General features: G+C 67.9%; 15 protein-coding genes. 10 read left to right on the plus strand and 5 right to left on the minus strand.

What is annotated here, in order from left to right:
- Window positions 1-46 precede the first annotated feature (46 nt).
- Window positions 47-877 (plus strand): arylamine N-acetyltransferase family protein, encoded by an 831-nt coding sequence (locus IFT54_RS02550; protein ID WP_192069472.1) that lies wholly within the window; start codon window positions 47-49, stop codon window positions 875-877.
- A gap of 35 nt (window positions 878-912) precedes the next feature.
- Here the strand turns inward: IFT54_RS02550 and IFT54_RS02555 are convergent, their stop codons facing one another.
- The gene (locus IFT54_RS02555) at window positions 913-1,269 is read right to left on the minus strand and encodes a GntR family transcriptional regulator (protein ID WP_031394568.1); all 357 of its coding nucleotides are present in this window, start codon (window positions 1,267-1,269) and stop codon (window positions 913-915) included.
- A gap of 37 nt (window positions 1,270-1,306) precedes the next feature.
- Window positions 1,307-1,882, minus strand: a complete 576-nt coding sequence (locus IFT54_RS02560; RefSeq protein WP_192069473.1) for a nitroreductase family protein — start codon at window positions 1,880-1,882, stop codon at window positions 1,307-1,309.
- Window positions 1,883-2,046: 164 nt separating this feature from the next.
- Here IFT54_RS02560 and IFT54_RS02565 point away from each other — a divergent pair, with 164 nt between their 5' ends.
- Window positions 2,047-3,840, plus strand: a complete 1,794-nt coding sequence (locus IFT54_RS02565; protein ID WP_183936093.1) for a peptide MFS transporter — start codon at window positions 2,047-2,049, stop codon at window positions 3,838-3,840.
- A 170-nt stretch (window positions 3,841-4,010) separates the two neighbouring features.
- Here the strand turns inward: IFT54_RS02565 and IFT54_RS02570 are convergent, their stop codons facing one another.
- Window positions 4,011-5,003 (minus strand): aldo/keto reductase, encoded by a 993-nt coding sequence (locus IFT54_RS02570; RefSeq protein WP_192069474.1) that lies wholly within the window; start codon window positions 5,001-5,003, stop codon window positions 4,011-4,013.
- Complete coding sequence (locus IFT54_RS02575; protein WP_056406869.1) at window positions 4,978-6,252, minus strand: dicarboxylate/amino acid:cation symporter; 1,275 nt, start codon at window positions 6,250-6,252, stop codon at window positions 4,978-4,980. The genes IFT54_RS02570 and IFT54_RS02575 overlap by 26 nt, the downstream gene beginning before the upstream one ends.
- Window positions 6,253-6,321: 69 nt before the next feature.
- On the opposite strand from IFT54_RS02575, the gene glmM reads away from it, so the two are divergent.
- The 7 genes from glmM (at window position 6,322) to IFT54_RS02610 (ending at window position 13,031) form a co-directional block, all read left to right on the plus strand.
- Entirely contained in the window at window positions 6,322-7,662 is a 1,341-nt protein-coding gene (glmM, locus tag IFT54_RS02580) for a phosphoglucosamine mutase (RefSeq protein WP_056673574.1), read from the plus strand.
- Window positions 7,662-7,877, plus strand: a complete 216-nt coding sequence (locus IFT54_RS02585) for a DUF1272 domain-containing protein (RefSeq protein ID WP_031395385.1) — start codon at window positions 7,662-7,664, stop codon at window positions 7,875-7,877. Before glmM ends, IFT54_RS02585 begins: the two co-directional genes overlap by 1 nt.
- Window positions 7,878-8,089: 212 nt before the next feature.
- Window positions 8,090-8,881, plus strand: coding sequence for a bifunctional hydroxymethylpyrimidine kinase/phosphomethylpyrimidine kinase (gene thiD, locus IFT54_RS02590; protein ID WP_192069475.1), 792 nt, complete (start codon window positions 8,090-8,092; stop codon window positions 8,879-8,881).
- Window positions 8,869-9,507: a ribonuclease HII gene (locus IFT54_RS02595; protein ID WP_192069476.1), complete on the plus strand. Its 639-nt coding sequence runs from the start codon at window positions 8,869-8,871 to the stop codon at window positions 9,505-9,507. Before thiD ends, IFT54_RS02595 begins: the two co-directional genes overlap by 13 nt.
- Before the next feature lie 177 nt (window positions 9,508-9,684).
- Window positions 9,685-10,827 (plus strand): site-specific DNA-methyltransferase, encoded by a 1,143-nt coding sequence (locus tag IFT54_RS02600; RefSeq protein WP_037531642.1) that lies wholly within the window; start codon window positions 9,685-9,687, stop codon window positions 10,825-10,827.
- 156 nt (window positions 10,828-10,983) lie between these two features.
- Window positions 10,984-12,042, plus strand: coding sequence for a dihydropteroate synthase (folP, locus tag IFT54_RS02605; protein WP_192069477.1), 1,059 nt, complete (start codon window positions 10,984-10,986; stop codon window positions 12,040-12,042).
- Window positions 12,043-12,146: 104 nt separating this feature from the next.
- The gene (locus tag IFT54_RS02610; RefSeq protein WP_031396098.1) at window positions 12,147-13,031 is read left to right on the plus strand and encodes a bestrophin family protein; all 885 of its coding nucleotides are present in this window, start codon (window positions 12,147-12,149) and stop codon (window positions 13,029-13,031) included.
- 42 nt (window positions 13,032-13,073) lie between these two features.
- Here IFT54_RS02610 and IFT54_RS02615 read toward each other — a convergent pair whose 3' ends face one another.
- Window positions 13,074-14,489 (minus strand): sigma-54-dependent transcriptional regulator, encoded by a 1,416-nt coding sequence (locus tag IFT54_RS02615; protein ID WP_031439238.1) that lies wholly within the window; start codon window positions 14,487-14,489, stop codon window positions 13,074-13,076.
- 207 nt (window positions 14,490-14,696) lie between these two features.
- Between IFT54_RS02615 and IFT54_RS02620 the strand changes: the two genes are divergently transcribed.
- Window positions 14,697-14,819 carry an aa3-type cytochrome c oxidase subunit IV gene (locus IFT54_RS02620; protein ID WP_031396100.1) on the plus strand — a complete coding sequence of 41 codons (123 nt, stop codon included), beginning with the start codon at window positions 14,697-14,699 and terminating at the stop codon, window positions 14,817-14,819.

A 14,819-nucleotide genomic window follows, 5' to 3' on the forward strand; every position in this document is an offset into this window, starting at 1 on the left:
GCCACACGCACGGTAAGGGCAAACCCAAACGAGGACCCCCCGACCGATGTTCGATCTCGACGCCTATCTGACCCGTGTCGCCATGCCCGCGCGGCCCACGCTCGATTCGATCGGCCTCGGCCGGTTGCAGCTGGCGCACCGGCTCGCCATCCCGTTCGAGGATCTCGACGTCGTGCTCGGCCGCGGCATCGCGATCGACAGCGCCTCGGTGTTCGCCAAGCTCGTGACCGCGCGCCGCGGTGGCTATTGCTTCGAGCATAACCGGCTGTTCCTCGATGCGCTCACAGAACTCGGCTTTGCCGCCCGCCCGGTGCTGGCGCGCGTCTGGATCGCCGCAACCGAAGTGCCGCCGCTCACGCACACCTTTTCGCTGGTGACGATCGACGGCCAGGCCTGGATCGCCGACACCGGCTTCGGCGGCAGCTACACGCCCGTGCTCCCGCTCGCGGACGGGGCCGAGGCGACCGCGCCCGATGGCGCGCGCTTCCGGCTCGAGGCGACCAGCCGCGATCACGGCGAACAGGGCTGGATGCTGCTGCGCGACGGCGATCCGATGACCACCGACGGACGCGGCGCGAGCGGCGGGTTCCAGCCGCAATACAGCTTCACGATCGCCGAGGTGTTCGATGCCGATCTGCTGCTCGGCAATCACTGGACGTCGACCGCGCCCGCGAGCCGCTTCACGCAGACCGCGATCGCCAGCATCGTCCTGCCCAACGGTTTCGCGTCGCTGATGGGGCGCACCTATCGCCGGCGGTCGGGCACCGACACGGCGAGCGGCGAGATCACCGACCCGCGCGTCTACCGGATCCGCATGAGCCTGTTGTTCGGGATCGACCTGAGCGTCGAGGACATCGCCGCCCTGAATCTGTTCTGAGTCACCCGCCGCTCGGGATCACCCCGCGGGGCGGCTCAGGCCCGCTCGTGCGCCAGCAGGTCGCGCGCGTCGAGGCCGAGCAGGTCGATATGCCCGAGGATGCGCGGCCAGTGCGTGGTGACGAACGTCTCGCGTTCCGCCACGCGCAGGGCCTCCGCGGCCCCCGGCAGGACGAACATGCCGACGCCGCGCCGGACCTCGACATAGCCGTCGTCCTGGAACGTCTGATAGGCCTTGGCGACGGTCAGCGGATTGGCGCCGTGCTCGGCGGCAAAGGCACGGACCGAGGGCAGCTGATCACCCGCGCGATAGTCGCCGCGTAATATCCCGGCGGCGATCGTGGCGCGGAGGCGGAGATATACGGGGCTGTCTTCGCTGCTGAGCGCTGTCATGCTGCCTTAATACAGCAATTGGCCATTTCGTCGAGTCCTAGGGCCGCCAGCGCGAGACGACACGTTCCATATCGGGGCGGGGCCGTTCGTCGAGCGGCCGGGACGGCGTGCCGATGAACAGGAACCCGGCGATCCGCTCATGGCCCTCGCCGAACGCATCGCGCACCGTGTCCGAATAGCTCGGCCAGCCGGTCAGCCAGCCGCCCGCAAAGCCCAGCGCATGCACCGCGTGGAGCAGGTTCATGCACGCAGCCCCGGTCGACAATTCCTGTTCGAACACGGGAATATGGCTCGGCTTGGGTGACGACAGCACGACGACCAGCGCCGGGGCCTGATGCGCAAACTGGTCGAGCGCCTCGATCTCGGTCCGCGACGCGGTCGGCCGCTCGACGCGGTACGCATCGATGATCAGCGCGGCGAGCGCGGTGCGCTGGTCCTGGCCGACCACCACGAACCGCCACGGCGCCAGCTTGCCATGATCGGGGGTGCGCGCCGCGATCGCCAGGATCTGCGCGAGCTGGTCGGCATCGGGACCGGGCGCGACGAGGTCGCGCGGCTTGCCCGAACGGCGGGTCGCGAGCAGCGAAAGCGGGCTGGAAGTGTCGTTGAACATCGCCCCGCAGATAGGCACGGGGCGCGGCAATTTACAGCCGCATCCGCGATTTAGCAGGCGGTCCCGCGGCCACCGATATTTACAGTCCCGGCTTTGCCGCTAGGTAAGGCCGCAATGAAGCCGCCGCGTTCGACGGCGGCCCAGCGTTTCAGGGAGCGTAAAAGATGGTGGACACCCCGACCGCGGATACGCCGCGAGAGCCGGATATCACCCATGTGAACCCCGCCAGCGGGGAGACGTGGTTCGGCCATCCCCGCCAGCTCGCGCGACTGTTCACCACCGAGATGTGGGAGCGTTTCGGCTATTACGGCATGCGCGCGCTGCTCACGCTGTACCTCACCAAGCATTTCGTGTTCGGCGACCGCGAGGCGACCGGGCTGTACGGCGGCTATACCGCTTTGGTCTATCTGACGCCGCTGGTCGGCGGCTATCTGGCGGACCAGTATCTCGGCTCGAAGCGCGCGGTGAAGTTCGGTGCGATCATCATGGCGATGGGCTATCTGCTGCTCTGCTTCGGCGGCGAGACCGCCAAGCCCTATGCGACGATCGCCAACCAGCGCTACGAAATCCAGGTCGTCGAGCAGGCCGACAGCGAGGTCCGCTACCTCGTCGACGGCGCGAACAAGCTGAAGATCAAGGGCAATGACGACGGCACCGTCTCGCTGCTCGCCGCCGACGGCGCGGTCGCGCGCACGGTGGAGAAGGGCGGCTTTGAATCGGGCGCGGAACGCAGCAGCTTCTACGTCACGATCATGCTGCTCGCACTCTGCATGATCTCGGTCGGGAACGGCTTCTTCAAGCCCAACATCTCGACGATGGTCGGCGAGCTCTATGCGCAGGGCGACAAGCGCCGCGATGCCGGGTTCACGATCTTCTACATGGGGATCAACCTCGGCTCGCTCTTCTCGCAGCTGCTCTGCCCGTTCCTCGCGGTCGCGTTCGGCTGGTGGGCCGGCTTCGGTCTGGCGGCGATCGGCATGCTGTTCTCGTGGACGCTGATCCAGTTCGATGGCGGCAAACTGAACGGATACGGTGAGCCGCCGGTGCGCAGCGGCCCCGATCGCGCGCTCGGCATCTATGCGCTCGCGCTGCTCGGCATCCCGATCTTCTACCTGCTGTTCGTCAACCTGATGAACGCCGAGCCGCCGGTGCCGGGGTCCGGGATCATCGGCTACATCGTCTCGCTGTCGCTGATGGGCAAATTGCTGTTCGGCACGTTCCTGGTCGCGGTGCCGGGCATCCTGATCTGGTCGTTCGTCAATGGCGAGCGGCGCGAGTTCCAGATGATGCTCGCGGCGATGGTGCTGATCGTCTTCAACGTCGTGTTCTGGACCTTGTTCGAGCAGGCAGGCTCGAGCCTCACGCTGTTCGCGGATCGCAACACCGATCTCAGCGTCTTCGGCCTGTTCAGCATCTCGGCCGGGCAGACTCAGTTCTTCAACGCGTTCTTCATCGTCGCGCTCGCGCCGGTGATGTCGATCCTGTGGACCAAGCTCGCCGCCCGGGGCATCGAGCCGTCGATCCCGGTCAAGTTCGGCATCGCGCTGATCGGCGTCGGCGTCGGCTTCCTGTTCCTCGTCTGGGGCGCGAGCATGGTCGGCCCGACGTTCAAGGTCGCGATCTGGTGGCTCGCCGGGCTCTACTTCATCCACTCCTTCGCCGAGCTCTGCATCTCGCCGGTCGGGCTCAGCATGATCACCAAGCTGTCGATCGCGCGCGTCGTCGGGCTGATGATGGGCGTGTGGTTCCTGTCGATCTCGGTCGCGCAATATGTCGCGGGCATCGTCGCACAGGTCGCCAGCGTCGAGACGGTCGGCGGTCAGGTGACCAATCTCAAGGTCAGCCTCGACACCTATGCCGGCGTGTTCTGGACGATCGGGCTGGTCTCGGCGGGGATCGGCGTGCTGCTGCTGCTGATCTCGCCGCTGATCAAGAAGTGGATGCACGGGGTCCAGTAAGGCCGCTGGACCTACCGACGCATCATTCCCCATGATCCGTCATCCCCTAACGATACGTCATCCCCGCGAAGGCGGGGATCCAGACACTCTGCGGTTCGTGATAGACCACGGCTTGCCAGTCTGGATCCCCGCCTGCGCGGGAATGACGATTATGAGAGGGTATGACCCGGTCAGATCCGCGTCATCGACAGCGCCTTCTCGCCATAGCGCGGCCCCGCGGTGCCACCCCTCGGGGCCGCCGCATCAAGCTTCGCCAGATCGTCCGCCGACAGCGTGATCTCGGCCGCCTTCATGCTGTCCTCCAGCGTGACGCGGCGTTTCGACCCCGGGATCGGCACGATGTCGTCACCCTGCGCCAGCAGCCACGCCAGCGCGACCTGCGCCGGGCTCGCGCCATGCGTGTCGGCGATCGCCTTCACCACCGCGACCATCTCCATGTTCTTGGCGAAGTTCTCGTCCGAATAGCGCGGGTCGTTGCGGCGGTAATCGCCCTCGGGCAGGTCTGACCGCGCGGTGATCTGCCCGGTCAGGAACCCGCGCCCCAGCGGCGAATAGGGCACGAACCCGATCCCTAGCTCACGGCACAAAGGCAGGATTGCGTCCTCGACCCCGCGCTCCCACAGTGAATATTCGCTCTGCAGCGCGGCGATCGGATGCGTCGCCGCGGCGCGCCGGATCGTGTCGAGCCCGGCCTCCGACAGCCCCAGATGCCGCACCTTGCCCTCGCGGACGAGCTCCGCCATCGCGCCCACCGTCTCCTCGATCGGCACGCCCGGATCGACGCGGTGCTGATAGAGCAGGTCGATCGTCTCGACGCCGAGCCGCTTGAGCGATCCCTCGCACGCACGCCGCACATTGGCGGGCGTGCTGTCGACCCCGGTCATGCCGTTCTCGTCATAGCGGAAGCCGAACTTGGTCGCGATCACGACGCCGTCGCGCTTGCCCCGGATCGCCTTGCCGAGCAGCTCCTCGTTGATCAGCGGACCATAGATTTCGGCGGTGTCGAACAGCGTCACGCCCAACTCGATCGCGCGGTGGATCGTCGCGATGCTCTCGTCGGCGGGGGCGCTGCCGTACATGTCCTTGCCGACCCCGGCCATCGGCATGCAACCGAGGCCGAGCGCGGAAACCTCGAAATCAGGGCCGAGCGTGCGATACTTCATGCGGAATCTCCTCGGCGCCGCCGCCGTGATCGGACCGCGCCGCGACGGAGATAGTGACGGCGGTGTCCATCGTCACGTTCCCGACGGTGCGAAACAGGTCGGGAATGGTCTCCACCGCGATGAGCAGGCCGAGCACCTCGAGCGGGATGCCCATCGCCAGCGCGACCGGCGCGACCGAGGCGACGAAGCTGATCGTGCCGGGCAGCGAGATCGATCCCATCGTCGTGATCGCCGCGGTCGCGACGCCCGCGGCCATCTGCCCCGGCCCGATCGGCAGCCCCAGCCAGTGCGCGACATAGAGCGCGACCGCGAGGTTCATCGCCGGGCTGGTCGCGCGGAACACCGCGACCGACAGCGGCAGGACGATCCCGGCGGTGGCAGGCGACGCGCCGAGCTCGGTCGAGGCCTTCAGCATCGCCGGCAGCGAGGCGAGCGACGACTGGGTGCTGATCGCCACCGCCTGCGCCGGCGCGACCGCGCGCGCGAACCGGCCCAGGCTGACCCGGCCGCCGATCATCCCGATCGGATAGGCGCTCAGCAGGACGATGAAGCCGATCGCCGAGACGCAGACGATATAATGCAGCAGCGCGCCGAACGCCGCCGTCCCGGTGCGCGCGCCGACCCCGTAGGCGAGCGCGAAGATGCCGATCGGCGCGAGCTTCAGCACCCATTTGATGATGATCAGCAAGGCGTCGACGACCGCCTGGAAGAAACCGGTCAGCACGCGGCGGCGATCATCGGGCAGTTTCGTGACGGCGAACGCGAACGTCAGCGCGAAGACGGTGAGCGGCAGGAACGAATCGCTCGATGCCGCGGCGACGATGTTGGTCGGCACGATCGTGTCGAAGAACGCGCCGATCCCCGGCACCGGCCCGACCGGGGCGGCGCCGGTCAGCGCGGCGCGGAGCGCGGCGCCGAGCCCGCGCGGCAGCGGGAAGGCATCGAGGATCAACGGCATGACCAGCGCGGACATGATCGTCGAACTCCATAGGATGACGACGATCATCACCATCGCCCGCATCGTGATCCGCCCGGCGCGTGCCGCCTCGGTCGTCGCGCCGATCCCGGTGACGAGCAGCCCGACGACGAGCGGCACGATCACCATCTGCAACCCGTGCAGCCACGCCGCGCCGATCGGCTGGGTCACCGCCGTCGCCGCGAGCGCGTGGGCCGGCGACCAGGCGGCCGCGGCGATGCCGATCCCGATGCCGCCGAACAGCGCTGCGAGTATCCGTGTAGTCTGCGACATGCTCGCCCTTCGTGTTCCACCGCGCTATCAGCGATGCCAGAGAGCGATACCGGACGGAAAGCATTGACGATGGCAAGGAAATATTTCGGCACCGACGGCATTCGCGGTGCCACCAACGCATCGCCGATGACCGCGGAGATGGCGATGAAGGTCGGCATGGCGGCGGGCGCCTATTTCCTGCGCGGCGATCATCGCCACCGCGTGGTGATCGGCAAGGACACGCGGCTGTCGGGCTATATGCTCGAATCCGCGCTGGTCGCAGGGTTCACCAGCGTCGGCATGGACGTGGTGATGGTCGGGCCGATGCCGACGCCTGCGGTCGCGATGCTGACCCAGTCGATGCGCGCGGATATCGGCGTGATGATCTCCGCCAGCCACAATCCCTATGCCGATAACGGGATCAAGCTGTTCGGCCCCGACGGCTTCAAGCTGTCCGACGAGGCGGAGACGGCGATCGAGGCGCTGATCGACGGTGATGTGCCGCTCGTCGCGTCGAGCAAGATCGGCCGCGCGCGCCGGATCGACGATGCGCAGGGGCGCTACATCCATTTCGCCAAGTCGACCTTCCCGGAAAATCTACGGCTCGACGGGATGCGGATCGTGCTCGATTGCGCGAACGGCGCCGCCTACAAGGTCGCCCCCTCGGCACTGTGGGAGCTCGGCGCGGACGTCGTCGCGATCGGCGTGACGCCCGACGGCACCAACATCAACGACGGCGTGGGATCGACCGCACCGCAGGCGCTTGCCGAGACGGTGGTCGCGAGCGGCGCGGATATCGGCATCGCGCTCGACGGTGACGCCGACCGGCTGATCGTCGTCGACGAGACCGGCACGATCGTCGACGGCGATCAGCTGATGGCGACGATCGCGGCAAGCTGGGCGCGGCAGGGGCGGCTCAAGGGCGGCGGCCTCGTCGCCACCGTGATGTCCAATCTCGGCCTCGAACGCCATCTCGCCGCGCAGGGGCTCGGACTGGTCCGTACCCAGGTCGGCGATCGCCACGTGCTCGAAAAGATGCGGTCGAGCGGCTATAATGTCGGCGGCGAGCAGTCGGGGCACATCATCCTCAGCGACTATGCCACGACCGGCGACGGCCTGGTCGCAGCCCTCCAGATCCTCGCCGAGGTCAAGCGCTCGGGCGCGCGCGCGGGAGAGGTGCTCCACCGGTTCGAACCCTTGCCGCAACTGTTGAAGAACGTCCGGTTCGGCGGCGGCAAGCCGCTCGACGACGAGGCGGTGAAAGCGGTGATCGCGCAGGCCGAGGCCGAGCTCGCCGGCAAGGGGCGGCTGGTCATCCGCCCGTCGGGCACCGAACCCGTCATCCGCGTGATGGCGGAAGGGGACGATCCGGGTCAGGTCGGGCGCGTCGTCGACCGGATCTGCGACGCCGTCCGCAAGGTCGCCGCCTGATGCTCGAGATGCGCCCCGCCTGCGAACGCTGCGCCGCCGAGCTTCCCGCCGACGCGCCCGGCGCGTTCATCTGCTCGTACGAATGCACCTTCTGCGCCTCCTGCGCCGACGCGCTCGACGAGCGCTGTCCCAATTGCGGCGGCGAACTCCTCGACCGTCCGACCCGGTTCGGCGACGCCCCGCCACAGAGACCCGCCTCGGGCCGGCGGCACTAGGCTTGCTCCAAACCTCAACCACCCCGGCGAAGGCCGGGGCCCAGTTGGCAAGGTCGCGGTAACGAAGCGCTGCGCTCAGCGAGCGCCGTTTGCCAACTGGCCCCCGGCCTCCGCCGGGGAGGATGCCCACATATGTCGCGCTTCCCTGTCCCGCACCGCACCGACTATGCCATAGCCCAGCCCATGACCTCCAACCCCGCCCGGCACCGCCAATGACCGCGAGACTCCTCATCATCGCCGGCTCCGATTCAGGCGGCGGCGCCGGCATCCAGGCGGACATCAAGACCGTCACGATGCTCGGTGGCCACGCGATGACCGCCATCACCGCGATCACCGCGCAGAACACGCTCGGCGTACAGGCGGTCCACCCGGTGCCCACCGACATCGTCCTCGCGCAGATCGACTCGGTCGTGGCCGACATCGGCGTCGACGCGGTGAAGATCGGCATGATCGGCTCGGCAGAAACCGCCAACGCCGTCGCCGACCGCCTGACGTCAATGTTCTCCCGCGACCCGATACCGATCATCTTCGACCCGGTCATGATCGCGAGCAGCGGCTCGGTGCTCGCCGCCCCCGACACGATCGCCGCCTTCGCCCGCCTCATGCGGATCGCCACGCTCGTCACCCCCAACCTCCCCGAACTCGCAGCGCTCGGCGGTGAGGCGGCGGTACGCGCACTCGGGCCCGCCGTGCTCATCAAGGGCGGCCACGCCGAAGGCCCGCGCGTCACCGACCGCCTCGTCACCGACGCCGGCGAAACCCTCTGGACCAACCCCCGCATCGAAACCCGTCACGCGCACGGCACCGGCTGCACGCTCGCCAGCGGCATCGCCACCGGGCTCGGCCAGGGCATGCCGCTCGACGCAGCCATCGCGCGCGCGATCGCGTTCGTCCGCGCCGCGCTTGCGCAGCCGCCGGGGCTTGGCGCAGGGCACGGGCCGATGGGGCACGCGCTCGGCGTCAGCCCGTTCGACCAGCTGAAAGACCGCACATGCCCGGCATGAAACATGAAAAGCTCTGCGTCGGCCCCGTCGCCGGCGTCGACGAAGCCGGTCGCGGTCCGCTCGCCGGTCCGGTCGTCGCCGCCGCGGTGATCCTGCCGCCAAAGGGCGTGCCCCGCGGCATCGACGATTCGAAGAAGCTCTCCGCTTCCGAGCGCGAACGGCTCTGTGCGCGGCTCAAGGGCTGCGCGATCGTCGGCATCGGCATCGTCGAGCCCGACGAGATCGACACGCTCAACATCTACTGGGCGACGATGAAGGCGATGACGCTCGCGGTCGACGCGCTCGCCACCGAGCTCGGCCACGCGCCGGGCCATGTGCTGGTCGACGGCAACCGCCTGCCGCGCTGGACCTACCCCGCCACCCCGCTGGTCGGGGGCGATGCGAAATCGCTGTCGATCGCCGCCGCCTCGATCGTCGCCAAGCACACGCGCGACCTGATCATGATCGCCGCCGCCGACGTCCACCCCGAGTACAACTGGCATTCGAACAAGGGCTATGGCTGCGCGCACCACATGAAGGCGCTGCGCGATCACGGTCCCACACCGATTCACCGCCGCAGTTTCGCCCCCGTCGCGGCGGCCTATCGGACGCGCGAGGGCCTTTTCGCGAAGGAAACGACGACCTGAGTCTTTCGCGCCACACCCCAAGGGCTTGAGGCGCGAGTCTGTCACGACTCAACATCTGGGCGACGGCGACTCGTTTGGTCGCACCGACGGATTCGCGCGCGCGCGCCGTTCATGAAACTCTGCTTGACGGAGTCGGACAATTCCGCAGCTATGGGGGTCGACAAGGGGCGCAAAAACATGGGTTTGATCGACACGATCGCGCGGCCGCGCGCGGTAAAGAAGGGAACGGCGCCGGCCGTGCAGCCCGCGCTGCCGCTCGACCAGATCCTGCGCGGCGACTGTATCGAGCGCATGAAGGCGTTGCCTTCGAACTCGATCGACATGATCTTCGCCGATCCGCCCTACAATCTCCAGCTCGGCGGCGAGCTCTATCGTCCCGATGGCAGCCATGTCGACGCGGTCACCGACGAGTGGGACAAGTTCGACACCTTCGCCGCCTATGACCGCTTCACCCGCGCCTGGCTGAAGGAAGCGCGCCGGATCCTCAAGGACGATGGCAGCATCTGGGTGATCGGCAGCTATCACAACATCTTCCGCGTCGGCGCGGCGGTGCAGGATCTCGGCTACTGGATCCTCAACGACATCGTCTGGCGCAAGACCAACCCGATGCCCAATTTCCGCGGCACGCGCTTCACCAACGCGCACGAGACGCTGATCTGGGCGTCGAAGGGCGAGAAGGCGAAATACACCTTCAACTACCGCGCGATGAAGACGCTCAACGACGAGCTACAGATGCGCAGCGACTGGGAATTCCCGATCTGCGGCGGCCCCGAGCGGTTGAAGAAGAACGGCACCAAGGTCCATCCGACGCAGAAGCCCGAGGCGCTGCTCTACCGGATCCTGCTCGCCTGCACCAAGCCCGGCGACGTGGTGCTCGACCCGTTCTTCGGCACCGGCACGACCGGCGCGGTCGCCAAGCGGCTGGGGCGCAGCTGGATCGGGATCGACCGCGAGGGCGAGTATATCGAGGCGGCGCAGGAGCGGATCGAGGCCGCGCTGCCGCTCGACGAATCCGCGCTGGCGACGATGATGAGCCCGCGCGCACAGCCCAAGGTCGCGTTCGGCGTGCTCGTCGAGAATGCGTATCTCGCGCCCGGCACGGTGCTGACCGACGGCAAGCGCCGCTGGCGCGCGACGATCCGCGCGGACGGCTCGCTGCTCAGCGATTGCGGCACGATCGGCTCGATCCACAAGCTCGGCTCGACGCTCCAGAACGCACCCGCCTGCAATGGCTGGAGCTTCTGGCATTATGAGAGCGACAAGGGGCTGAAGCCGATCGACGACCTCCGCCAGACCTATTTGCTGGCGACGACGGTCTAGAGAATTGCCGTTCGTGCCGAGTAGAGACCGAGCGTAGTCGAGGGCTCGTATCGAGGTACATGCCCCTCGATACGGCATCTCGACGTGCTCGATGCCTATACGGGACGAACGGGATTAGCCGTTTGAACGGCATGCGGATTTGGGGAAAAGGGGGGCATGACCAGCCTCCACCTCCGCCCCGTCCAGTTCGTCGACACCCCGATCGGCCATCCCGACGGCAGCGTCGCGCGGCTCGCGGGCGGGATGCAGTGGTTCGCCGCCTATGAGGTGATCGAGCACGGGACCCGTCGCACGATCCCGGTCGCCGACGTCGCCACGCTGGGCGACCGCGCCGCGCATCGCCACGCGCTGATCACCGCGCCGCGCGCGCCGCTCGCGCTCGGCGAGCGTATGCTGCGCTTCGACCAGCCGCTCGTCGCCGCTATTCTCAACGTCACCCCGGACAGCTTTTCCGACGGCGGCAAGCATGTCGACGACCCCGCCGCCGCCGCGGCCGCCGGGATCGACATGGCCGCGGCGGGCGCGACGATGATCGATGTCGGCGGCGAATCGACCCGCCCCGGCGCGGCGGCGGTCTGGGAAGGCGACGAGATCGCCCGGCTCGTCCCCGTCGTCGAGCGGCTTGCCCGCGCCGGCGCGATCGTCTCGGTCGACACGCGCAAGGCCGGCGTGATGGCGGCGACGCTCGCCGCCGGCGCGCATATCGTCAACGACGTCGCCGCCCTGCTGTGGGACGACCGCGCGCTCGAGGTCGTCGCCGCCAGCGGCTGTCCGGTCGTGCTGATGCACTCGCCCGACCCCCGCGAGGGCGGCCACGGGCGGACCGGCTACGGAAACGTCGTCACCGACGTCTTCGACTGGCTCGAGGCGCGGATCGCCGCGGTCGTCGCGGGCGGCGTCGATCGCACGCGGATCATCGTCGATCCCGGCATCGGCTTCGGCAAGACGCTCGCCGACAATCTCGCGCTGCTCAACGGCCTGGCGATGTTTCACGGGCTTGGCTGCCCAATCCTGCTCGGGGCGAGCCGCAAGCGGCTGATCGGCGCGCTGTCGAACGAGGCCCCGGTCGGCGACCGGCTCGCCGGATCGCTCGCGCTCGCGCTCAAGGGCGTCGAGGCGGGCGTCCAGATCCTGCGCGTCCACGACGTTGCCGAGACCGTTCAGGCGCTGCGCGTCTGGCGCGGGATGCGTGACCTCGCACTCGTCGGCGGCTGACCCCGCGCCGATCTTCTGGTCACATGTTCGGGGCGGAATATCGCCGCATTGCAGCGAAATGCGCGATCGCGCATTAGACAAGGTGTCAGCAAGGAGCCTTTCGTTTGATCGTTACCGCAACACCGCGCCTCAGCCAGATCCTCAGCGAAGTGTGGCGCCCGTTGCTCGGGCTCTTTGTCTGGGACGTCGTGGTGACCATCACCTATTATGTCCTGCCCTTTCACGCGCCGTCGCTGCCGCTGACGCTGTTCGGCACCGCGCTCGCGCTGTTCCTCGGCTTTCGCGACAATTCCGCCTATCAGCGCTGGTGGGAAAGCCGCGGCCTCTGGGGGCTGATGACCAACGCCTCGCGCAGCCTTGCCCGCATGACGCGCAACCTGCTGCCCGAACCCGAAGGCCATGATCTCAAGCGGACGATCGTCCTGCGCCAGATCGCCTATGTGAACGCGCTGCGCTGTCAGCTCCGTCGCCAGCCGGTCGCGCCCGATGTCCTGCGGTTCCTGTCGGAGGACGAGGCGTCGTTCGCGCTCGCGCGGACCAATCCTGCCAACGGCCTGCTCGACGGTACCGGGCGGCGGATCGACATCGCCCGTCGCAACGGCTGGATCGACACGATCCAGCAGGCGTCGTTCGAACGGCTGCTGGTCGATATCGCCAATGCACAGGGCGGGATGGAGCGGATCAAGAACACGCCGCTGCCCAACCAGTACCGCTTCTTCCCGACGCTCTTCACCCGGCTGTTCTGCATCCTGCTGCCGATCGGGCTGGTCGAGACGCTCGGCTTCGCGACGCCGATCGGGTCGACGATCGCAGGGCTGATGTTCCTCGCGGTGCTTCAGATCGGCGACGATCTCGTCGATCCGTTTGCCGACACGATCCATGACGTGCCGCTCAACGCGATGTGCCGCACGATCGAGATCGACCTGCTCCAGGCGATCGGCGACGAGGCCCCCGAGCCGCTGAAGCCGGTCAAGGGCGTGCTCTGGTAGGTCGCTGCCTTTAATCCGGCTCCAGCACAACGTCGCCTGGGGTCAGGCGACGTTGTCGATCCCGAGCTCCGCGAGCTTGCGGTACAGCGTCGACCGCCCGATCCCGAGACGCCGCGCGACCTCGGTCATCCGCCCGCGATAATGACCGATGGCCAGCCGGATGAGGTCCGATTCGATCTCCTCCAGCGTGCGCAGATGCCCGTCGGCACTGAACAGCGTAACCCCGCCGCCACCGGCCGCGGTCGCGGGCTCGGGCCGGCGACGGCTGCCGAGCGCCGCGATCTGCGGGAAATCGGCCCGCGTCAGCGCGTCGCTCTCGCACAGCACCGCGGCGCGGAAGAGCGCATTCTGCATCTGCCGGACATTGCCCGGCCAGTCATATTGGACCAGCAGCGCCAGCGCATCGTCGGTGATGCCGAGCGGACGCAGTCCCGGCTGCTGCGCGATCCGCGCGAGCAGATGGCGGGCAAGCGCCGGGATGTCGCCGGTTCGCTCGCGCAGCGGCGGGATCGTCACCTGCACCGCGTTCAGCCGGTAATAGAGGTCCTCGCGAAACCGGTCCGCCTCGACCTCGTCGATCAGCGTCGTGTTGCTCGCGGCGATCACCCGGACGTCGACCTGCTGCGGATGCCGCGCACCGAGTGCATGGACGTCGCCCGTATCGAGCAGATGGAGCAGCTTGATCTGCGCGTCGATCGGCATCGCGCCGATCTCGTCGAGGAACAATGTGCCGCCGTCCGCCTCGCGAAACCGGCCGATCTTGCGCTCGAACGCGCCGGTAAACGCGCCTTCCTCGTGCCCGAACAGCTCGCTCTCGACCAGATTGGCGGGGATCGCGCCGCAATTGACGCTGATCATCGGGCGTTTGGCACGCGGCGACGCCGCATGGATCGCCTCGGCCACGACCTCCTTGCCGACCCCGCTTTCGCCTTCGAGCAGGATCGCGACGCGGCCGCGCGCGGCCTTGGCGGCGATCGCCAGCGCGGCGCGGAAATCGGGCGACGAGCCGACGATCTCGTCGAACGCGAGCAGCGCGGGGATCTTCTCGGTCAGCGGGCGCAGCTCGCCCGCGGTCGTCCCGGCGACGACCGCGTCGAGCGAGGCGAGCAGCCGGTCGGGCGCGAGCGGCTTGACCAGGAAGTCGGTCGCGCCCGCGCGCATCGCGTTCACCGCATGCTCGACCGATCCGTTCGCGGTCAGCATCAGGATCGGCAGCGCCGGGCGGCGATTGCGCAGCTCGGCGATCACCGCCGATGCGTCCTCATGCGGTGCGGAATGGTCGAGGATGATCGCGTCGAGCTGCATCCCGTCCTGCGTGCCGAGCGTGGCGATCGCCATCTCGCCGTCGCTCGCGAACACGGTCCGCCAGCCGCCACGCGACGCCAGTGCGGACACCAGCCGCCGTTGTGCAGGCTCGTTGTCGATCAGTAGTAGCAGGCGCTGCCCGTTGCGCGTCATGGCGAATCCTGTCCCGTTTGCGGACAGTCTTTAGCCTTTTCAGGTAAAGGGCGACTTAAATATCGCTTTGGGGCGGTTGCGATGCGCCCCGACCGTGCCGCCGCTGCTGCACGACGGCACGAAGCCGGGGTTTGGAAGCGCGGGGGTTGAGGCTGGGGCACCGGCCCGATAAGGTCGCACCGATAACAGAATGGCGAGGGACGGATCATGGCGGACGATGCAAACATCAAGGGTCATGCTGCGACCTATGACAGCGTCATCGGTGTGATGAAGATCGGCGCGATCGCCTGTGCGGTGATCGTCGCGATCGTCATCTGGCTGATTTCCTGA

The organism is Sphingomonas sp. CFBP 13714 (assembly GCF_014842205.1).
In the GTDB taxonomy this organism is placed as follows: domain Bacteria; phylum Pseudomonadota; class Alphaproteobacteria; order Sphingomonadales; family Sphingomonadaceae; genus Sphingomonas; species Sphingomonas aerolata.